This window comes from Bartonella sp. B17 (assembly GCF_053795755.1).
The window spans coordinates 365,610-386,481 of record NZ_CP200032.1; the positions used below are offsets into that span (position 1 = coordinate 365,610).

Here is a 20,872-nt window from a genome sequence, read left to right on the forward strand (position 1 = left end):
AGGAAGTTAAAAAAAGAAGCTCCATAATTTTCTTGAATAATTATGGAGCATGTCTCGCTTTATTTTATTTTGATGATTGTGTTTTTTTAAAAAAAAGTGCCTTTCTTAAGAGGCGTTTTTTTATATTTATCGTATAAATAAAGAATGAACTTAGAATTCTAATTTTTTATCTTCTTGTTGTTCTCTTATAAATGTAGAAAGTCCCATACGATCGAGGTATTTTAGGAAAGGGTGTGGTGGTAATTCTTCTACATTGACCATGGTTTTAACGTCCCATTCTCCAGTAGCAATAAGAATGGCAGCAGCTGCTGCTGGTACACCGGCTGTATAAGAAATTCCTTGTGAACCGGTCTCATTAAAAGCTTGTTTGTGGTCGGATATATTATAGATAAAAACTTCTCTTGGTTTGCCATCTTTTTCGCCTTTAACAAGATCTCCAATACAGGTTTTTCCTGTATAATCAGGTGCTAAAGAAGCAGGATCAGGCAAGACAGCTTTCACGACTTTCAAAGGGACAACTTCTTGACCTTCTGCTGTTTTAATGGGCTGTTCTGATAAAAGTCCAAGATTTCTTAAAACGGTAAAAACAGTTATATAGCGTTCACTAAATCCCATCCAGAAACGGATGTTTTGAACATCTAAATTTTTAGATAATGAATGGATCTCATCATGCCCTGACATGTAGGCTTTTTGTTTTCCAACAACAGGCAGATCCCATTCATGGCCGATTTCAAACATTTGATTAGAAGTCCATTTTTTATTTTGCCAAGACCACACCTGCCCTGTAAATTCTCTAAAATTAATTTCTGGATCAAAATTGGTAGCAAACCAGCGCCCATGGTTTCCAGCATTAATATCAATGATATCAATATCGGTAATTGTATCAAAATAATCATCACGCGCTAATGCTGCATAAGCATTAACAACACCAGGATCAAAGCCTGCTCCTAAAATAGCGGTTATACCAGCTTTTTCACATTCTTGACGTCGAGGCCATTCATAATTACCATACCAAGGAGGGGTTTCACAAATTTTCAAAGGGTCTTCATGAATTGCTGTATCGATATAAGCGCATTTTGCTTCAATACAAGCTGAGAGAATAGACATATTAAGAAAAGCGGAGCCAACATTAATAACGATTTCGCATTTGTTTTTTTGGATCAGTTGTACAGTTTCTACAATATTCATTGCGTTGAGTGTATGGCTTTTGATAATGCCCTCCACTTTCATTGCTTGTTTGTCTTTAATTGATGCGATGATTGCTTCACATTTTTTTATTGTGCGTGAAGCGATATGAATCTCACCAAGAATATCGTTGTTTTGGGCGCATTTATGCGCAACGACTTGTGCAACACCTCCAGCACCAATAATGAGAACATTTTTTTTCATTTTGAGGTTATCTCCTTATTAACATTACCGCATGATGGTCTTCTGCACGCTATTTGGATTACGAAAGGCTTGTTTTATAATCATTATAGCTAAATTGACGCTGAATTGTTAAAGTTCCATTACATTCTCTGATGACAATGGCAGGCATTGCAACGCCATTAAACCAATTTTTTTTAACCATTGTATAGCCTGCTGCATCTTGAAAAGATAATCTATCACCTATTTTAAGAGGCTCAGGAAACAAAAATGTTCCAAAAATATCGCCTGCAAGACAAGATTTTCCACAAACCATAATTTCATGGGAACCCTGATTAGGTTCTAGTTTAGCATTTTCGCGATAAATTAAAAGATCAAGCATATGGGCTTCTATTGAGCTATCAACGATGGCAAGTTTTTTTTCATTATACAATGTATCAAGAACACTTACCTCTAGGGTTGCACTTTTGGTGATAGCGGCTTCTCCTGGTTCTAGAAAAACAGTAACACCATGGGTTTTTGAGAAATCTTTTAAGCGTTTTGCAAAAATTTCTAGAGGATAATTTTCAGCTGTAAAATGGATTCCGCCACCAAGACTTATCCAATCGACCGCTGAGAAGAGTTCTGCAAATTTTTCTTCCATGTGACTAAGCATTTTATTAAAAAGATTAAAGTCAGCATTTTCACAATTATTGTGGATCATTAAACCGTTAATGAGGGGCAAAACTTCTTTAATTGCGCTTTGATTGGTTTCACCTAAGCGGCTAAAAGGTCGAGAGGGATTTGCAAGGTCAAAATTTGATGCACTTATCCTTGGATTTAATCTTAAACCCCGTTGAATAGTTTTTGTAGCATTGGAAAAACGCTGAAGTTGTTGGATTGAATTAAAAATGATTTTATCTGCATAGCTACAGGCTTCGTCAATTTCATCATCCGACCAAGCAACAGAATAAGCATGGGTTTCTTTGCCAAAATTTTCTTTTCCTAAGCGCAGTTCATATAGGGATGATGATGTTGTTCCATCCATGTATTGGGACATTAAATCAAAAAGACCCCATGTGGCAAAGCACTTCAAAGCCAGCAAAATTTTTGCTTCCGACATTTCTCGTAAGCGAGAGATGATTTCCATATTCCTTATAAGCTTAGATTTATCGATAAGATAATAGGGAGTTTTAATCATTATTTATCCATTCTTTTTTGAAGGATCTTATTCTTGAAGCTAACGTTTAGTACATGGAGTAACAGAATGTCTCAAGCGAAAAAAATCCTAAAAAAGAATCTATTTTTTTAGCAAGGCAGAGTCTGTTTGTAATTTAATTGTGATTTAATTGTCTACGGATTTATCGATGCTTATGATGAAGAGTTTTTATTATATTTTGGTTATTTTGCTTGTTGGAAGTTTTTTTGCAATAATAGCCAATATTACGGGTTTTGCAAAAAAAAATGATACTGAGGTTAAGGTATCTCATCAATCTTCTGTTCAGGAAAATTCTGTTCCTTTGATTGTTACGGGACGTAGAGAGCTTAATGGATTTAAAGGATATCGCCATTACCGTCGTGGTTTTCGTAAATATAGTGATAATTGGTGGTATCCTGAAATAGCGTTCGCTACATTGCCAAATTTAAATGCAAAAAATGTGTCATTAAAAGCAGTACCAGCTTTCAGGAAGGAGCTTTCATTTTTTTCTTTAGAGAAAAAAGAGCCATGGATGCTTAAACAACATATTGATTCTTGTATGGCGCGTTATCGTTCTTACAATAAAGCTGATAATAGCTATCAGCCTTTTCAGGGATCTCGCAAGCAGTGTTTTTCTCGTTTTTTTAAGGGGTAAAAGACATTAAAGATACAAAATTTTTTTAGGTACTTTGTGTGTGTATAGAGTTTTCATTCATGCAATGGTTGTGGTATGAAAATTTTATATACTTTTAAGTTTCATTAAATTTTATTATAATGAGTGTGAAATTTGCAGTTAGTGCAGCATAAGAGGAATGATGGTAATAAAAATTTTCATTTTGTTTATGACAAAATGTTAAGAGCAGGGTGGAGTTTAAAGAATGGCAACATGGGAAGCAACGTTAATATTGCTGGTTTTGCTTCCCTTTGGTGGGAGTGTTGTTGTTAGTTTTTTTCGTTCGACTGCAAAAAATCATGAAGCGTGGTTTTCTGGAATTATTGCACTTATAGGTCTTCTTTTTACAATAATGCTTTATCCAGCGGTTCGCGGAAACCGTGTGGTGCGTTTGGATCTTTTTTGGCTTCCTGAGTGGGGAAGTAATTTGATTCTCCGCATAGATGGTTTATCGTGGCTTTTTTGTCTTCTAATTACAGGGATTGGGCTGCTTGTTGTCGTTTATGCGCGTTACTACATGGATCCAGCAGATTCTATACCACGGTTCTTTTCTTTTTTTCTTGCCTTTATGGGATCAATGACAGGAGTCGTCTTATCAGGTAATCTTATTTTTTTGGTTATTTTCTGGGAATTAACCAGCATTTTTTCTTTTTTATTAATAGGTTATTGGTATCATAATGCGAGTGCGCGTGAGGGCGCGCGTATGGCTTTGACGATTACGGGCTTTGGCGGTTTTGCTCTTTTTATAGGGGTTTTATTGATTGGCCATATTGTTGGCAGTTTTGATTTAGATAAGGTATTGCAGTCTGGGGATCTGATCCGGTCAAGTTCTCTTTATAAGCCTGTTCTTATCTGTATTTTGTTGGGGGGATTAACAAAGAGCGCGCAGTTCCCGTTTCATTTTTGGCTGCCCAATGCGATGGCTGCTCCAACGCCTGTATCGGCTTATTTACATTCGGCAACAATGGTAAAAGCAGGATTATTCTTGCTTGTTCGCTTATGGCCAGTTTTATCTGGAACAGAATTTTGGTTTTGGCTGGTTGGTTTTTCAGGATTGTCCACACTCCTTCTTGGTGCTTATTTTTCCATGTTTCAGCAAGACTTGAAAGGGCTGCTTGCTTACTCAACCATTAGTCATCTTGGATTGATTACGACTCTTTTGAGTCTTGATAGCCAACTTGCATGTGTTGCGGCAATTTTTCATATGGCCAATCATGCGACTTTTAAAGCTTCTTTGTTTATGGCAGCTGGTATTATTGATCATGAAACAGGAACACGTGATATGCGTAAGCTGACGGGACTTTTTCGTTTTATGCCGATTACGGGGACGCTGGCTTTAGTAGCCAGTGCAGCGATGGCTGGTGTCCCTTTGCTGAATGGTTTTTTGTCAAAAGAGATGTTTTTTGCTGAAGCGGTTGAAACGCATATGGAATCATGGCTGGATTGGATTGCGCCTTATGTGGCAACGTTGGCTAGCTTGTTTAGTGTAACCTATTCTGTACGTTTTATTCATGGTGTTTTTTTAGGGCCTAAACCTGTTGATTTGCCTAAAATCCCACATGAGCCTCCGCATTTTATGCGTTTTCCAATGGAACTTTTGGTGTTTATTTGTTTAGCTGTTGGTATTTTTCCCAGTTTAACAATAGGGCCTATTTTAGATAATGCAGCCATGTCTGTTTTAGGATCAATAACATTTTCTTATAGTTTGGCTGTTTGGCATGGGTTTAATACGCCATTAATGATGAGTTTGACTGCTTTATTAGGAGGCGTATTACTTTATGTTGTTGCGCATCGTTATTTTTTATCTTGTGATGATGGAGCACCTTTTTTTCGTCATTTGAAAAAAACGCGTATTTTTGAACAAGTGCTCGTGATTATTTCTTGGAAATGGGCACGCGCAGTGGAATCTTTTTTATCAACACGTCGTTTGCAAACACAATTGCACTGGATTTTTTTTGTTTGTTTTGCATTCGTTGGTTTTTTACTTTGGCGCGATGGTTTAGTTTCGGCTGGCGTCTCACAGTTTTTTCCGCTTGATATTCCTTTTTTTATGTTGTGGTTAGTTGGCGGATTATGCGCGCTTTCAGTTGCTTGCAAAGCAAAGTTTCACCGCTTTATATCATTAATGTTGTTGGGGGGTGCTGGTTTGATGACTTGCGCAACCTTTTTATGGCTTTCTGCGCCTGATTTAGCAATAACACAGTTGGTTGTTGAAATTGTAACAGCAGTTTTATTGCTTCTTGGTTTGCGGTGGTTGCCTAAACGTCTGCATGACACTTCTCCAAGATCTGTAACACTTTTCGTGTGTTTGCGTCGTATGCGTGATTTTTTCATAGCCCTTATTGGGGGAGGGAGCATAGCATGGCTATCCTTTGCAGTAATGACACGTCCTCAAGGTACAACAATTTCTGATTTTTTTCTGACACATGCTTATTCTGATGCTGGTGGTCAAAATGTTGTGAATGTACTTTTGGTTGATTTTCGTAGTTTTGATACACTGGGAGAAATTGTAGTTTTGGGTGTAGTTTCACTCACTGTTTTTGCTCTTTTACGACGGTTTCGCCCTGCTCCTGAAAGTATTGATGCGCCTCTTCAGAAACGACTATCAGTGGTTTTTGATATGTTACAGCCTGATAAGGATAGAGAAGATAGAGTGTCGGATTATTTAACTGTTCCTTCTACTATTATGCGTTGGCTTTTTCCAGTTATTATCGCTTTTGCTGTTTATTTATTTATGCGAGGGCATGATCTTCCAGGGGGTGGATTTGCTGGTGGTGTGACTTTGGCTATAGGATTTATTTTGCAGTATCTTGCGCGCGATATTCGATGGGTGGAAAGTCATTTGCGAGTTCTACCTTTGCGTTGGATAGGCTGTGGCTTATTATTATCGTTAATAACAGGGATGGGTTCTTGGTTTTGTAAGTATCCTTTTTTAACCTCTTTTTTTCAATATATTCAACTGCCGTTGATTGGAAAGGTTCCCATAGCATCTGCATTTTTGTTTGATTTTGGTGTGTTTTCTTTGGTTTTTGGAGCAACTGTTCTCATTTTAATCGCACTGGCGCATCAATCAATCCGTAGTTATCGAATTGGTAAGAAACCTAGTGCAAAAGAGAAGGAGGATTAATGGAAATTATTCTCTCGCTTGGTATTGGTGTTCTTATTGGATCGGGCATTTGGCTTCTTTTGCGCCCACGAACTTTTCAGGTTATTCTTGGTTTGTCTTTGATTTCTTACGGTGTCAATCTTTTTATATTCTCTATGAGCAGACCACGCAGCAATACTGCACCCATTGTTGATCCTTCCACAGTGATCAATATTGCTAATTACGTTGATCCTCTTCCTCAATCTTTAGTTTTGACAGCGATTGTGATTAATTTCGCAACGACAGCTTTATTTCTGGTTATTCTTTTAGTTTCACGCGGTTTAACAGGTTCAGATCACGTTGATGGGCGTGAGGTGCAGTGATGGAAGTTGGCGTGTATCATTTCTTGATTTTGCCTATTCTTTTGCCGTTAGGTACTGGAACGATCCTTCTGTTTTGTGATGAACGCCGTTCAAAGCTTAAATCATTGATAAGCATTTTTTCTACGGGATTGTCAGTTGCTATTGCCGCTTTATTGGTTATGCGTACTCTTGAAGTTGCACCAACTGCGGATGTTTATCGTCTTGGAAATTGGCCAGCTCCCTTTGGGATTGTTTTAGTTCTTGATCGTTTAAGCGCTATGATGCTTTTACTTTCCAGCTTGTTAATCATGGCTGCGTTGGTTTTTGCGCATGCACATTGGTGTAAAGCTGGTTCTCACTTTCAGTCATTAATGCAATTTTTTATGGTGGGAATAAATGGTGCTTTTTTAACGGGTGATTTATTTAATTTATTTGTATTTTTTGAAATTATGCTAACGGCTTCTTATGGGCTTGCTCTGCATGGTTCTGGTCAGTTGCGCGTGCGTGCAGGATTACATTATGTCGTGGTTAATCTTGTTGCTTCGTTGCTTTTTTTAATTGGCATGGCACTTATTTATGGAATCGTTGGTACTCTTAATATGGCCGATTTGGCTGTTAAAATAAAACAGATAGCCGCTCAGGATATTATTCTATTCGAAATTGGTGCTGCACTTTTAGGTATCACTTTTTTGCTTAAAGCAGGTATGTGGCCACTTAATTTGTGGTTGATGCCAACTTACAGTGCGGCAGCAGCGCCTGTTGGAGCTTCTTTTGCAATTTTAAGCAAGGTAGGTATTTATATTATTTTACGTTTAACGTTGCTATGGTTTGGTCCTGAAGGAGGACATTTCAGCTATTTTGGTCATATGATTTTGTTTTATGGGGGACTTGCTACTATGATTTTTGGTTTTGTCGGTGTATTGGCTAGCCAAATTTTAATACGTTTAGTCGCTTATAGCGTTCTTGTCTCTTCTGGTATATTATTGATGGCGGTTGGGATTAGCAATACAGCACTAACAGCAGGTGCTCTCTTTTATATTGTTTCCTCAACTTTAGCACTTGGAGCCTTTTTCCTTTTAGTGGAGCTAGTTGAACGCAGCCAAGATGTGGCTGCTAACGTTTTGGCTGTTACAATGGAAGTATACGGTGACGATGAAGAGGAGGAAGAAGATGAAGTTGGAACCTACTTGCCAGTAACCTTGGCGATTTTAGGAGCTTGCTTTGGTGTGTGTGGTATTTTAATTATTGGACTTCCTCCTTTTTCTGGTTTTGTTGCTAAATTTATGATGTTCATGGCAATTTTAAACCACAGTAAAGAGAATGTTTCTGTCTCTATATTGATTTTACATGACTGGCTTTTTTTGATTGTTGTTACCATGGCTGGTCTTGCAGCTTTGATTGCCATGACAAGAATTGGTATTCGAACTTTTTGGGTTTCTCTTGAAGTTAAGGTTCCACGTGTTCAAGTAATAGAATTTGCACCTATTGCTGTTCTCCTTGTTTTGTGCTTTCTCACGACAATTATAGCTGCTCCCGTTAGCCATTACATGTTTGAAACTGCTAAAATTTTACATAATCCTCAGAATTATATTGGGAGCGTTTTAACAGATTTTTCTCTCAAGAGTACGGAAATGAATCGATGAGTTATTTTTGCCCTCACCCTTTTTTTAGCGGTGCAATTGTTTTTATGTGGCTGATCTTAAATGGTTTTAGCTTAGGACAATTGCTTTTAGGAAGTGTGGTTGCTTTGTGTGGTGGCTGGATGATGCGACTTCTTGAGCAGGAAAAGGTCATTATTAAAAATTGGAGTGCGGTTTTTCGTCTCATCATGCGAGTATTTATAGATTCTATTACCTCAAATATTTCGGTGGCTTGGTTTGTTTTAACAAAAAGATCTCAAGAGAAGCTGTCTGGTTTTATTGTAGTACCACTTTTGCTAGAGAGCCACACCGCCTTGGCTGTTTTAGCGTGTATCCTTTCGGCAACTCCAGGGACAGTTTGGATTGCCTATAATAGCAAAAATGGTGAACTTTTGCTTCATGTATTAAATTTGAAAGATGGATGTGATTACAAAAAGTTGATTAAACAACGGTATGAACAATTACTTTTGGAGATTTTCTAATGAGTATGGTGATTCTTTATTGGGGACTTTTCTTTGCACAAACTTTTTTAAGTTTAGCGATGATTCTTGCACTCTTTCGGTTGATTCGTGGTCCACGGGCGCAAGATCGAATTGTTGCTTTGGACGCTCTTTATATAATCACTATTCTTTTGTTTCTTACATTTGATATCCGTTCAGGAACAACTATTTACTTTGTAGCGGCTCTCATTATTGGACTTCTTGGTCCTGTTTCAAGCGTTGCTTTGGCGAAATTTTTAATGCGTGGGGAAATTATTGAATGAAGGGTGATATATCGCTTGTTGTTGCGATTGCTATTACTGTTTTCTTAATATTGGGGTCGGGTCTTACACTGATCGCAATGATAGGATTAGTGCGTTTTTCAAATTTTTATGAGCGTTTGCATATGCCTTCTATAGGTACAAGTTGGGGTGCTGGGTGCATCCTTATTTCTTCGTTTCTTTATTCAACCTTTGTGGATGATTGTTTTGTTTTTCATGAAATCTTATTGATGATTTTTTTGTTTGTAGCAGCACCTATAGCCTCTATGTTACTATCACAAGCGACAGCCTGTCGACATCATTTAGAAGGTCAATTAGAAGAAAAGCCACTGGTTCTTTTATCACATAAAAGGGAAGAAAAACGATCCATACCGGAAGAAACTTCATGCAATGAGAACCAGTGCGATCTTTAATGTGTAAGAGTTTATTTTATTTTTGTTCTTTTTCTTCTACACAAAGGATAGGCTTTTTTTCTTCTGGATCATTAATAAGGTCGTAAAATGTAGCTTCATTTTTACTGACCCACCAAACATATTGGGCTCCTGCATATTTTGTTCCAGAAGCGGCAATGACATTGGTACCAACAATGCGATCATCTTTCCATTTGAAGTCAACTAACGAAATATTATCAGCATTAAGATACGTTGCTTCAATGCGCTCTGTACCTGTTCCAGTATTGCACTGATAGGCAACAGTTTCTTTTGTTGGTTCATCTGGTACTTCAATAACTAAAGAGCCAGCAAAGGCACTCATTGAGCCAAAGAGTGATAGACTTGAAGCGGTAAAAAACCGTAAAATAAAAGAAGTTTTTTTCATGACATTTCCTTAATTATCTAGAATAACAACGTCGACTCTTCCTTACAGAGGATAGGCTTTTTTTCTTCTGGATCATCAATAAGGTCGTAAAGTGTAACGTCGTGTAGGGTCTTCCACAAGATATAATGAGATCCTGCGTATTTTGTTCCCTTCGCAGTTATGACCTTGGAGGCAATGACGCGATCATTTTTCCATTTGAAGTCAACTAACGAAATACTATCAGCATCAAGATACGTTGCTTCAATGCGCTCTGTACCTGTTCCAATATCGCATTGATAGGAAAAAACTTCTGTTGTTGGTTCTGGATTATCTGGTACTTCAAGAGTCAAAGAGTTCGCGAAGGCGTTGGTTATGCCAAAGAGCGATAAGCTTAAAGCGGTAAAAAATCCTAAAACGAGAGGAGGTTTTTTCATAGTGCTTCCTTATTGTTAAAGAGTGATGCAGAAAAATAATTCATTAATGCGATGGTGTCTACGGCAGGATTCGAACCTGCGACCCCAGGATTCATACCACTTCGATTTTCACCGCCAGCTTTATAAGCTGTTTGTGGTCTGGACTGTCTCTTCACCTTGAAGCTTGTGCTTTTTAGGTGCTGTCCGTTCAGTCTCTACACCTTCCTCCCGTCTAACAAGAGGCTTGGCTCGGGATTGGCATATAGTTTCCCATGAAGCTTTCCCCGAATTTGAACAGATTCACTTTGAGAATTTCTCCTTAAGGTGCCCAATTTTTCAGGAATCCTGTGCTCTATCCTACTGAGCTACGCAGACATAATCACGTTTACTCCTTTAATATAAGTGTAAAAACGAATCAATTATATTCAATATGAATTAACCAATTTTAGCTAGTTTTTGTTTTAAAAAATTAAAAATTGCATCTGCTGAAACATTTTTTGCAATAAATGATTGACCAAGTCCGCGTGTTAAAATGAAGGTTAAACTGTCTTGTGAGACTTTTTTATCTTGGGCAATAAAAGTCATCAGCGTTTCAGCGTTCGGTAATTGGCTAGGGATATCTTTTAGCTGCGTGGGCAGCCCTATGGTTTTTAAGTGTGCTTCGATGCGTTGTGTAAGTGTGGGATCTATTAAATTTAATTGAGCAGAGAATTGGTGGGCTAAAATCATTCCAATTGCAACAGCTTCACCGTGGATTAAGCGGCTTGAGTCATAGGCGGTTGCTGTTTCAAGCATATGTCCAAATGTGTGTCCGAGATTTAATAATGCACGTTCTCCTGTTTCATATTCATCACGTGCTACAATGTCGGCTTTAAATTGGCATGAGCGAACAATGGCTTCTGTTCGTATTGTGCCATTAGAAAAAATTTTTTTCCCATTTTTTTCAAGCCATTCAAAAAAATCAGGCTGGTTAATGAGACCGTATTTGACAATTTCTGCATATCCAGCGCGAAATTCGCGTAATGGCAGTGTATCAAGAATACAAGTGTCAGCAATAACGCATTGCGGTTGGTAAAAAGTACCAATAAGATTTTTACCATATTGACTATTGATTCCAGTTTTTCCGCCAACAGAGGAGTCAATTTGCGCAAGAAGCGTTGTGGGCACCTGAATGAAGTTCATACCTCGGCGTATGATGCTTGCGGCAAACCCTCCCAGATCACCAATGACACCGCCACCAAAAGCAATAATGCAGTCACCTCTTTCTAGACGCGCAGCAAGAATTTTATCGATTACTGTTTGCAGGGTTGAAAATGATTTTGATTGTTCTCCTGCTGCCACAACGATTGGAACAACATGTATTTTATTTTTTGTTAATTCTGCTTGAAATTTCTCTAAATGGAGAGAAGAAACATTTGTATCTGTAATAATGGCTAAGCGCGTTTGATCAAGATTTTGTTTATTAAGAGAGCGCTTAATCTGTGAAGCAGCTCGTGTAATCAAATCTGGGCCAATGATGATATCGTAACAGTGCTTATCCAATTTAACAGTGACGGTTTGAGCTTGCATGCTTGCTATTCCTATCGTTGATTTCTGTGCATAAATAGTGCTGCACAGACTTTATGACATTTTGTACTACGGCATGACAATTTCTTTTATGACTGTTAATAGTTAAGTTTGCTTTTGCATAAATAGGGTATCGTTGTTCCATGAGTTTTTGCATAGTTTCTTTAGGGTTTTCTGTTTGCAGCAGTGGTCGTGTTGAGTTTTGCGAAACACGTTGCATGAGAATATTAAGATCTGTTTTAAGCCATATGGATATAGCATTTTCGTGAATGACTTTCCGAATGTCTTCATTTATGTAGGCACCGCCGCCTGTTGCTAAAACAAGAGGACTCTTTTTTATGACGTTTAGGATAACACGTTGCTCAAGAGCGCGAAATTCTGGTTCTCCATAATTTCGAAAAAGTTCAGTGATTGTCATTTGTGCTGCTTTTTCAATTTCTCTATCAGAATCGTAAAAAGGTAAATTGAGCATAGTCGCGACGTGTTTTCCGATTGTTGATTTGCCTGCTCCCATAAGGCCTACAAAGACAAGTGCTCGTTTATCAAGGGATGATAGGAGCTGTTTTTTTATTTCAGCCATCGGGATATGTTGAGGTTGATTACTTTGCATGTGTTTATTTCGGCATTTAATTTGCTTAAAGTCAATTCCTGTTAATCTTTATAAGGTATGATAAAAGTAGGGTATTTTTTGTAGAGTTTATTGCCTTATGCCAACATTAACCAGATTTTTGATGATTCTTTTCATTTTGTTTGCTGTTCTTTTCAGTATAATGGTACTTCTTGTAGTTTTTGTTGAGCCGAGAACAGCAGATATGTATATTAGTGTTCCCCTCGATTCACAGAGTCTTTCTTTAAGCGGAAATCAATGAAAAGTGACCTTGTGATAGACCGTTTTCTTGAAATGATGAGTGCTGAACGAGGAGCTTCTGCTCATACGCTTGCAGCTTATCAACATGATTTGCAGTGGGCGCAAGATGCGCTTTATTCGCATTCAGTTTCGCTCTTTTCTGCGCAAAAAGAAGATCTCATTGGTCTTTTATCACTTATGCATACTCTTGGTTTTGCTGCGTCTTCGCAAGCACGTCGTTTATCGACATTGCGTCAGTTTTACCAATTTCTTTATTCGGAAGGATTGAGAGAAGATGATCCCTCCAATGATATTGAGACATTTCATCGAGGGCGCTCTTTGCCGAAAATCATAAGTGAGGATGCGGTAATAAAATTGCTTGATTTTGCGCAATTTGAAGTTAATCAAGCAGATTATGGGTCTAAGAATTATTTTCGTGCATTGCGTCGTCAAGTATTCATTGAGATGCTTTATGCAACAGGACTGCGCATTAGTGAGTTGGTAAGTCTTCCAGTGCAGGCTGTTCGAAAAGAAGAATATTGTATTTTGGTTCGCGGTAAGGGCAAAAAAGAGCGAATGGTGCTCTTATCAAAAAAAGCACAAGAAGTCTTGTCCAAGTGGTTAATATTACGTGATCAGGGAAACGATGCGACAAGTTTTTATCTTTTTCCTGCTCACTCTAAAACAGGATATGTTGCGCGCCAAGTTGTTGCACAGGAATTAAAAAGCCTTGCTAAAAGAGGTGGAATAAAGGCTGATTGTTTTTCTCCCCATGTGTTGCGCCACGCTTTTGCTAGCCATCTTTTGCAAAATGGTGCTGATTTGCGTGCGGTTCAACATTTATTAGGTCATTCTGATATTTCTACTACTCAAATTTACACACATATATTGGAAAAAGGACTTTATCGTTTAGTCAATGAGCATCATCCACTTGTCGATGAGAAAAAGGCTGAGTAAAAGAGAGGATGTTTTGAAAAATATTTTATAAAGTGAATTAATAAATCTATAAGACACACCAAATAAGTTGGGTACAATGCATAATTATCTTGATTTTGAAAAGCCGGTTGCTGATCTTGATGGACAGATTCTTGAACTAAAAAAGATTTCTCAGGAAGAAAATAGTCTTGATATGAGCGAAGAGATTGCACGTCTTGAAATGCGTTCTCAGACGGCGTTGCGCGATATTTATAAAAAATTATCACCATGGCAAAAAACACAGGTAGCTCGTCATCCTGATCGCCCCCATTTTATGGATTATTCTGCGCGATTATTAAGTGATGTCACACCTTTAGCAGGTGATCGGAAATTTGCTGAAGATGAAGCTATTCAAGCAGGCTTTGCAAGATTTAAAGGTGAAGCAGTTGCATATATAGGTCAAGAAAAAGGCTATGATATGCAAACACGTTTACGCTATAATTTTGGCTCTGCACGTCCAGAAGGGTATCGCAAAGCTGCACGCATCATGGAAATGGCTGATCGTTTTGGTCTGCCATTACTGACTTTTGTTGATACAGCAGGTGCTTATCCTGGTGTAAGTGCTGAAGAACGTGGGCAAGCAGAGGCAATTGCGCAATCAACCGCAGCAACTTTACGCTTAAAAGTTCCCGTTGTTTCGATCATTATTGGAGAAGGTGGTTCAGGAGGGGCAATAGCAATTGCTGCAGCCAATAAAGTTTATATGTTAGAGCATGCAATTTATTCTGTTATTTCACCGGAAGGAGCAGCTTCTATTTTATGGCATGACGCAGCCCGCGCGAAGGATGCTGCAATGAATATGCACATTACTGCACAAGATCTGTATAAATTAAAGGTTATTGATGGAATTATTCCAGAGCCTTTGGGAGGTGCGCATCGAGGGAAAGAGGCTGTGATTGATGCAGCCGGTAATATTATTTCAGCGGCTCTAAAATCTATGTCTGGAAAAGATGGTGAAGTTATTAAACAAGAACGTTGGGAAAAATACCTTCAGATTGGTCGATCCTTAGCATAATACGCTTTTTGTAGGCATATAGATTGGAGTTTTTTCAATGATATTAAGCAGGTTTTTTGCAGCATGTACTTTGTTTGCAATTGGATCGCTGACTGCGTGTGGGATGAAATTGCCCTCTTCTGTTCAGACTAAAGCTGAGCAGCCGCTACCAAAAAAAATTCAAAATAAAATGGTTCTGTATGATGTTGATAAATATGCACCGATTATGATGCGTTTTTTTAAGGAAGAAAATATGGCGGAAATTTGGAAGCAAAACCGTCAAGGAACCTTTGTGCTTATAGCTAGCTACGGTATTTGTAAATGGTCAGGTGAGCTTGGACCTAAATATCAGGAAGGGGATTTTCAAACACCAGAGGGTTTTTATACCGTTAACGCAAGCCAAATGAATCCTTATTCAAAGTATTATCTTTCCTTTGATATAGGTTTTCCTAACCTTTATGATCAGGCGAATGGTCGTACAGGAAGCTATATTATGGTTCATGGTTCTTGTTTTTCTGCAGGTTGTTATTCCATGAGTGATAAAAATATGGCACAGATTTATGCTTTTGCACGGGATGCTTTTAGAGGTGGTCAGAGAGAATTTCAGTTGCAGGCTTTTCCTTTTCGGATGACCGTTGATAATATGGAACGCCATCGTAACAGCCCGCACTATCAATTTTGGGTCATGCTTAAAGAAGGTTATGATTTCTTTGAAAAAAATCGTAAGCCTCCCAAAATTGTTGTTTTTGAAAGAAATTATGTTTTCAATCATGATACAAATCAAATTTCAGCTTCTGTAACACGATGAGTATAATTTTACTGTAAAATGCAAATATTTTTGTCTATTTCAGAATGCGATGTTCTTCCATAAATAAAGTGTTAATGCTTGGGTGATGGGACACAGGGTAGAGCATATCTAGGATTTCACTATATAAGTTTCGTTAAAATTACGTATTTAAGCTTGGAGGAAAAATTAAAATTTCATCCCTGGGATGGATAACGGGTTATTTAATATGGCAGCTTTATCTGCGGTGTCTATTGCTGGTTTGTTTAAAAAAGCATCAAAGAGCTTTTGTATTTCTTCTTTTCTAACTCCATCGGCAATGATGACAAAACGGGTTTGTGTGATTCCTTTTGGCCATGCTGCAAGTTTTATTGGTGGATGAAAAAATGTCTGTACGCCGTGCAATACAAGTGGGCGATGTGGGGCATCACGCAGCGCGATAATTGCTTTGATACGTAATAATTTTGTACCATAGAGATTTTTTAGGGTATCTAAAAAAGCTTCTAAGGTAGCGAAATCAAGGAGATCATAACAGTCGAGTGAAAAGGCATGAATGCTTCTGTGGTGATTATACGTATGTGGAGTGATTGTGAGCCATTGTTTGAGTTCTGTATTTTCTCCTTTTTCACTCCATAGAGTTTTATTTATTAATGCATTTGAACAGCAATGATCAGAATGGACGTCGATGATTTGTGCTGTAGGATTAATCGCTTTGAGTGCGCTGATAAACGTATCTGAAACCATTTTTGAATCAATGAGGTCTGTTTTGGTGAGGATAATTTTATCAGCGAATGCCAGCTGTTTTTGTATTTCAGGGTATTTTTCCAATATGGAAAGTTTGCTTAATGTATCAAATGTTGCAATGACAGCATCGATGGATAAGGATTGACTTAAGAAAGGGTGGCTCAAAAGAGCTTGTAAAATTGGAGCTGGATCGGCTAACCCTGTTGTTTCAATAACAATACGATTGAGTTGTTTGAGGTGTCCTTTATGCGTGCGATTCATCAAATCTACCAATGTATCGATGAGATCACTACGCAAGTTACAGCATAAGCAACCATTGGCGAGTTCGATGATTCCTTCTGTTGTTTTTTCAACAAGAAGGTGGTCAACACTTATTTTACCAAATTCATTGATGATGATAGCGCTATCAGTCAAAAGAGGATCTTGCAACATACGGTTAAGCAATGTTGTTTTGCCAGAGCCTAAAAAACCAGTAATAAGAGTGATGGGAATGCGTGTTGTTTTTATATTCATTATTGGCTGTGGCCTGCGGCCTTTATCATAGAATGGTTTGCTTGTTGTTTATGCGGAATGTTGGGTTTTTTCAGCGGTTTTACTTTGATTTTATGCGCTGGTGGTTGGCTAATGAGTCGTACTTGTAAAGGGAGAGCAGGAGCAGGTGAAGCTGTGATTAAAGGTGAGGTGAGGATAATATTTCCTTTATTGTCATAAGAATCTACATGTATTCTTACGGCTTCAGAGTTGCATGTTTGTTGTCTCATGTCAGTTGCTTGTGCTATTTTCGTGCCGTAAGGTTCTAGTGTTGCCAATGTTAATTGTAATGATCCTTGGTTTGAAAAGCCTGTTTCAAGAAGTTCTGCAGCTTTTTTTTCTCTTTCGCTCATATTATTTGCCCCTAAAATGACAGCAACAATCGTGCGTCCATTACGGGTTGCTGAGGCAGCAAGGTTGAAACCAGAGGCACAAATAAAGCCTGTTTTCATGCCATCTATTCCATCAAAACGACCAATGAGGTTGTTTGAATTGGGATGGATTTTTCGTTCATCACCAAAATCAATGGCTGGAATAGAAAAATAATGGGCATATTGAGGAAATTCTCGACGAATTTGGACTGCTAAAAGAGCGATATCGCGTGCTGTAGAGTAATTATGAGGATTGGGAAGTCCGCTTGCATTAGCAAAATGCGTTCCAAACATGCCTAGGCGTTGTGCTTCGTCATTCATTCTTTTTACAAATGCTTCTTGCGAACCAGCAACTGCTTCACTCATGGCAATGGCTAAATCATTTGTGGATTTAACTAGAGTGATACTCAATGCTGTATCAAGTGTGAGGATGGAACCCGCTTTATAGCCTGAACGGTAATGGGGGGCTTTGACCGCATATTCGCTGATAATAACGTGCTTGTCAGGTAAAATTTCTCCTGTGCTCATGGCGCGAAAAATAACATAAGCGGTCATTAATTTTGTTAAGGAGGCAGGGTACCAACGTTCAAAAGCTTGGTTATGTTCTAAGATGCGTCCAGTTGCAACATCGACAGAAATAAAAGGATGAGACAGAGCGAGGCTGCTTATCAAACTCAAAATAAAAGAGAAAAACAGATTATGGAAAAGGTGCCGCATCAAGAAGATCCAATTATTTTTTATGAGTAATTTAGAATTGCTTTAATGTATCACACAATAACTTTTAGTCCATATGGTGAGAGAATGGAGATTAATGATATACGCATTCATTTTCAATGATAACCGAGAGTTTGTAATCTTTCTATTGCAGAGGGAGGCATAGGGGGAGAAGTGGAATCTTGTGCCGCTAGCATGAGCAAGTCATCGCAAGCTGTTTCCGTCTTTTGTATGAGTTTGTTTAGGAAATCATGTTTATTCAAACCAGCTTCGATGGGAGGAAGAATACGAACACGAATTGTTCCTGGGTAACGACGAAAATTATTGCGCGGCCAATATAGACCAGCATTGTGGGCAATGGGAACAACGGGAAGTTTCAGTTCATTATAGAGGGCGATAATTCCTGGTTTATAATCTGGTTCTTGGCCAGGAAGTCGACGTGTTCCTTCTGGAAAGATTAAAATTTGGCGTCCTTGTTTTACTTTTTGTTTTGCTTCTTGTACTATGGTTTTAAGGGCTTTAATGGGAGTTGTTCTATTAATCGGAATGATTTGTGTTTTTGCCATATACCAGCCAAAAAGGGGGATCCATGTTAATTCACGTTTTAAAATGAGAACAGGATCATCAAAGTAAGGTACAAGACTAAATGTTTCCCATGCAGATTGGTGTTTTGGAGCAATGATGTAAGCTCCACTTGGTAAATTTTCTATGCCTTCAATTTCATAATTAGTACCAGCAATATATTTTTGTAAAAATAATGTAACACGTGCCCACGTTTTAGGAACAATCCATGCTTTTTTGCGTGGCATAAGAAAATAGAAAGGTGCATAAAGAATCATTTGTACGAAGGTTGTTGTATAAAAAGCGAATGTAAAAAGAAGAGAACGCAAAATAAGCACTGTAATATGGTTCCGTTTTGTATTTGCAAGAGAGGTTTGTGTATAATGCAATTTACAAGAAAAACATACCTTATTTACACATTTTCAAATATTTTAAAATCCTAAAGGGCAAGAGACTGATGGCATCACAAGTTTGCAAAGACAAATTTTTTATTCCACGGATTTTATCTATTGCAGGGACTGATCCTTCAGGTGGGGCTGGAATGCCGGCAGATTTAAAGACTTTTTCAGCAATGAAAACCTATGGTATGAGTGTGGTTACTGCTGTTGTTGCGCAAAATACACAAGGGGTACGGGCTTTTCACGCATTAGATGCATCTTTTGTTGCCGATCAAATTGATTCGGTTTTTGAAGATATTCATGTTGATGCAGTTAAAATTGGTATGATAGCAAATGCTCAAATTGCTCAGATTATTGCAGAGCGTTTAGCGTATCATAAAACGCGTTTTATTGTTTTTGACCCAGTTGTGGTAGCAAAAAGTGGAGATGTCCTTTTAAAGCCTGATGCGATTGAAGTCATTCGTGATGTTCTTGTTCCTATGTCAACGCTGATTACGCCTAATTTGCCTGAAGCGGCTATGTTATTGGAATGTGAAGTGCAATGGTCATTAAATGCTATGTATAAATATGGTCCACAGCTTTTGGCACTTGGTTGTGGTGCAGTTTTATTAAAGGGTGGGCATTTAAACACTCTTTCTCGCGCAAAAGGGGTTAATTATGACTATTCCAGTCCTGACATTTATTGTGATTGTGAGGGAGTTGTGACATTTGAATCTTCCCGTTTTGCAACCACTAATGATCATGGTACAGGTTGCACCATTTCAGCTGCAATTGCAGCGCTTTTGCCGACAGAGCCTTTGGTTTGTGCGGTAAAAAAAGCAAAAAACTATCTTAACAGGACTTTAGCGGCTTCAAGCATTTTGCAAGTCGGAAAGGGGCGTGGTCCAGTCCATCATTTTTGTGAGTTATGGAATGAGAAATAGAAAAGACAAATCTTCAAAGAGAAAGTTTGTTTTTTAAAGAGTGAAATTGCACTAATGTAGTTTGACAGTATGTTTTGCACTAAGTGGGAAGAGGTGGGATTAGTTAGGAATACGTGGTAATTTGTTGTTTTTATGTACAATTTTTACCATTAAATGCGCGTTTTGTCAAAATGGATTTTGACACCTAAAATTGCCAAAAAGAGCGAAAAATCACAAAAATTGCACTTTTTCAGCAAAAAGAGAATGAGGCTTTGAAAAGTCTTTGAAAATCCTTTGAAGATTTTAAAAAAGTCTTTGAAAGTCCAGAAAACCGCCTTTGAAAGACCTTTGAAAAAAATCAGACAACGTATGAAGTTAGCTTTAAAATTGGTCAAAAATGACGAAAAAAGCAAAAAAGATTTCCATATATGCGTGGAAATCTCAAAAATAAGAGCATAAAATGTTATTTATCAATATATTATATGAATTTTTTAATGTAAAAAGATTTCCACTTTCATTTTTCATTTTAGAGTGACATTAAGCCGTATTTTGTGTAGTTTCTAGATGTGCTTTTTGAGTTTCAATTTGCCGTTTTAAGTGCAGTTTTAAAAGTGGCAAAATAAGCTCAACTTCTTCCATATCATTGATGTTTTGAACGAGCTCTTGCAGTTTTCCATAAAGTTCCGCCGCGATTTCCGCTATATCTTCAGGGGGGAGTTTTATTTTTGCATCACGATAGGTCGTATAGGCTATGCGAGCAAGCTTTTTCATAAGGCCAGAAGGAAGGATAGGAGCTTTAAAACCGGCTGCTTGTGCCTTTGTCATGTCCATAAACATCTCACCTTCACCCGTAACGAGCCAATCTAATGAAACACCGCATATTTCTTTATATTTAGATAGAGCAGAGGCTGTAGGTTCGCTTATACCTGTTTCATAAGTTCCTATAGATCCAGCGGTTATACCAAGATGATTCGCAAATTGTTTGCGTTCTGCGAATCCAAGGACGCGTCGCACTTCACGAAAGCGTTTCGCTAATTCAGTTTTTGGTTCTGCTTCTGGACGTGCCAAAAAAATTACCTCAAAATCAATATATTTATTGACTAAATCATTATATTGATTTATGTCTCTAATTACCGCCCGATATTAAGGGCAGCTATTCTACAGATAAACCCACAAAAGACGGATGTTGCAGCATCCGTTTAAGCAGGAGCGAAA

22 protein-coding genes are annotated in these 20,872 nt (G+C 38.1%); 11 read left to right on the top strand and 11 right to left on the bottom strand.

Annotated elements, in window-relative coordinates; all coding sequences use genetic code 11:
- Positions 1 to 150: 150 nt before the first annotated feature.
- Both V4B18_RS01620 and nspC read right to left on the bottom strand, forming a co-directional pair.
- Positions 151 to 1,389, bottom strand: coding sequence for a saccharopine dehydrogenase C-terminal domain-containing protein (locus tag V4B18_RS01620; protein WP_455476115.1), 1,239 nt, complete (start codon positions 1,387 to 1,389; stop codon positions 151 to 153).
- 58 nt (positions 1,390 to 1,447) lie between these two features.
- Positions 1,448 to 2,545 carry a carboxynorspermidine decarboxylase gene (nspC, locus tag V4B18_RS01625; protein ID WP_455476116.1) on the bottom strand — a complete coding sequence of 366 codons (1,098 nt, stop codon included), beginning with the start codon at positions 2,543 to 2,545 and terminating at the stop codon, positions 1,448 to 1,450.
- A 166-nt stretch (positions 2,546 to 2,711) separates the two neighbouring features.
- On the opposite strand from nspC, the gene V4B18_RS01630 reads away from it, so the two are divergent.
- The 7 genes from V4B18_RS01630 (at position 2,712) to mnhG (ending at position 9,475) form a co-directional block, all read left to right on the top strand.
- A complete protein-coding gene (locus V4B18_RS01630; RefSeq protein ID WP_455476117.1) occupies positions 2,712 to 3,197 on the top strand; it encodes a BA14K family protein in 486 nt (161 codons plus the stop codon).
- A 223-nt stretch (positions 3,198 to 3,420) separates the two neighbouring features.
- Positions 3,421 to 6,342, top strand: a complete 2,922-nt coding sequence (locus V4B18_RS01635) for a monovalent cation/H+ antiporter subunit A (RefSeq protein WP_455476118.1) — start codon at positions 3,421 to 3,423, stop codon at positions 6,340 to 6,342.
- Positions 6,342 to 6,683 carry a Na+/H+ antiporter subunit C gene (locus V4B18_RS01640; protein WP_455476119.1) on the top strand — a complete coding sequence of 114 codons (342 nt, stop codon included), beginning with the start codon at positions 6,342 to 6,344 and terminating at the stop codon, positions 6,681 to 6,683. Before V4B18_RS01635 ends, V4B18_RS01640 begins: the two co-directional genes overlap by 1 nt.
- A complete protein-coding gene (locus V4B18_RS01645) occupies positions 6,683 to 8,305 on the top strand; it encodes a monovalent cation/H+ antiporter subunit D (protein ID WP_455476120.1) in 1,623 nt (540 codons plus the stop codon). The genes V4B18_RS01640 and V4B18_RS01645 overlap by 1 nt, the downstream gene beginning before the upstream one ends.
- Positions 8,302 to 8,784: a Na+/H+ antiporter subunit E gene (locus tag V4B18_RS01650; protein ID WP_455476121.1), complete on the top strand. Its 483-nt coding sequence runs from the start codon at positions 8,302 to 8,304 to the stop codon at positions 8,782 to 8,784. Before V4B18_RS01645 ends, V4B18_RS01650 begins: the two co-directional genes overlap by 4 nt.
- Positions 8,784 to 9,065: a K+/H+ antiporter subunit F gene (locus V4B18_RS01655; RefSeq protein WP_455476122.1), complete on the top strand. Its 282-nt coding sequence runs from the start codon at positions 8,784 to 8,786 to the stop codon at positions 9,063 to 9,065. The genes V4B18_RS01650 and V4B18_RS01655 overlap by 1 nt, the downstream gene beginning before the upstream one ends.
- Positions 9,062 to 9,475 (top strand): monovalent cation/H(+) antiporter subunit G, encoded by a 414-nt coding sequence (gene mnhG / locus V4B18_RS01660; RefSeq protein WP_455476123.1) that lies wholly within the window; start codon positions 9,062 to 9,064, stop codon positions 9,473 to 9,475. The genes V4B18_RS01655 and mnhG overlap by 4 nt, the downstream gene beginning before the upstream one ends.
- A 16-nt stretch (positions 9,476 to 9,491) precedes the next feature.
- Here the strand turns inward: mnhG and V4B18_RS01665 are convergent, their stop codons facing one another.
- From V4B18_RS01665 to V4B18_RS01685, 5 genes are all read right to left on the bottom strand, one after another.
- Positions 9,492 to 9,878 (bottom strand): MliC family protein, encoded by a 387-nt coding sequence (locus tag V4B18_RS01665; RefSeq protein ID WP_455476124.1) that lies wholly within the window; start codon positions 9,876 to 9,878, stop codon positions 9,492 to 9,494.
- Between the two features lie 17 nt (positions 9,879 to 9,895).
- Positions 9,896 to 10,291 (bottom strand): MliC family protein, encoded by a 396-nt coding sequence (locus tag V4B18_RS01670; RefSeq protein WP_455476125.1) that lies wholly within the window; start codon positions 10,289 to 10,291, stop codon positions 9,896 to 9,898.
- A complete protein-coding gene (locus V4B18_RS01675; protein ID WP_455476126.1) occupies positions 10,288 to 10,446 on the bottom strand; it encodes a hypothetical protein in 159 nt (52 codons plus the stop codon). Before V4B18_RS01675 ends, V4B18_RS01670 begins: the two co-directional genes overlap by 4 nt.
- A 259-nt stretch (positions 10,447 to 10,705) precedes the next feature.
- Positions 10,706 to 11,839: a 3-dehydroquinate synthase gene (aroB, locus tag V4B18_RS01680; protein ID WP_455476127.1), complete on the bottom strand. Its 1,134-nt coding sequence runs from the start codon at positions 11,837 to 11,839 to the stop codon at positions 10,706 to 10,708.
- On the bottom strand, positions 11,814 to 12,446 hold the full coding sequence (locus tag V4B18_RS01685; protein ID WP_455476128.1) for a shikimate kinase: 633 nt from the start codon (positions 12,444 to 12,446) through the stop codon (positions 11,814 to 11,816). Before V4B18_RS01685 ends, aroB begins: the two co-directional genes overlap by 26 nt.
- A gap of 255 nt (positions 12,447 to 12,701) precedes the next feature.
- Between V4B18_RS01685 and V4B18_RS01690 the strand changes: the two genes are divergently transcribed.
- The 3 genes from V4B18_RS01690 (at position 12,702) to V4B18_RS01700 (ending at position 15,460) form a co-directional block, all read left to right on the top strand.
- The gene (locus V4B18_RS01690) at positions 12,702 to 13,640 is read left to right on the top strand and encodes a site-specific tyrosine recombinase XerD (RefSeq protein ID WP_455476129.1); all 939 of its coding nucleotides are present in this window, start codon (positions 12,702 to 12,704) and stop codon (positions 13,638 to 13,640) included.
- A 76-nt stretch (positions 13,641 to 13,716) separates the two neighbouring features.
- On the top strand, positions 13,717 to 14,673 hold the full coding sequence (locus tag V4B18_RS01695; protein WP_455476130.1) for an acetyl-CoA carboxylase carboxyltransferase subunit alpha: 957 nt from the start codon (positions 13,717 to 13,719) through the stop codon (positions 14,671 to 14,673).
- A 37-nt stretch (positions 14,674 to 14,710) separates the two neighbouring features.
- Positions 14,711 to 15,460: a L,D-transpeptidase family protein gene (locus tag V4B18_RS01700; RefSeq protein WP_455476131.1), complete on the top strand. Its 750-nt coding sequence runs from the start codon at positions 14,711 to 14,713 to the stop codon at positions 15,458 to 15,460.
- A 165-nt stretch (positions 15,461 to 15,625) separates the two neighbouring features.
- On the opposite strand, the gene V4B18_RS01705 is transcribed toward V4B18_RS01700, so the two are convergent.
- The 3 genes from V4B18_RS01705 to V4B18_RS01715 all read right to left on the bottom strand — a co-directional run bounded on the left by V4B18_RS01705 (position 15,626) and on the right by V4B18_RS01715 (position 18,695).
- Positions 15,626 to 16,693 carry a CobW family GTP-binding protein gene (locus V4B18_RS01705; protein WP_455476132.1) on the bottom strand — a complete coding sequence of 356 codons (1,068 nt, stop codon included), beginning with the start codon at positions 16,691 to 16,693 and terminating at the stop codon, positions 15,626 to 15,628.
- Positions 16,693 to 17,799, bottom strand: a complete 1,107-nt coding sequence (locus tag V4B18_RS01710) for a D-alanyl-D-alanine carboxypeptidase family protein (RefSeq protein ID WP_455476133.1) — start codon at positions 17,797 to 17,799, stop codon at positions 16,693 to 16,695. Before V4B18_RS01710 ends, V4B18_RS01705 begins: the two co-directional genes overlap by 1 nt.
- 113 nt (positions 17,800 to 17,912) lie before the next feature.
- A complete protein-coding gene (locus V4B18_RS01715) occupies positions 17,913 to 18,695 on the bottom strand; it encodes a lysophospholipid acyltransferase family protein (RefSeq protein ID WP_455476134.1) in 783 nt (260 codons plus the stop codon).
- Between the two features lie 119 nt (positions 18,696 to 18,814).
- On the opposite strand from V4B18_RS01715, the gene thiD reads away from it, so the two are divergent.
- Positions 18,815 to 19,678 (top strand): bifunctional hydroxymethylpyrimidine kinase/phosphomethylpyrimidine kinase, encoded by an 864-nt coding sequence (gene thiD, locus V4B18_RS01720; protein WP_455476135.1) that lies wholly within the window; start codon positions 18,815 to 18,817, stop codon positions 19,676 to 19,678.
- Between the two features lie 516 nt (positions 19,679 to 20,194).
- Here thiD and V4B18_RS01725 read toward each other — a convergent pair.
- The gene (locus tag V4B18_RS01725) at positions 20,195 to 20,725 is read right to left on the bottom strand and encodes a helix-turn-helix domain-containing protein (RefSeq protein WP_455476136.1); all 531 of its coding nucleotides are present in this window, start codon (positions 20,723 to 20,725) and stop codon (positions 20,195 to 20,197) included.
- Positions 20,726 to 20,872 lie beyond the last annotated feature (147 nt).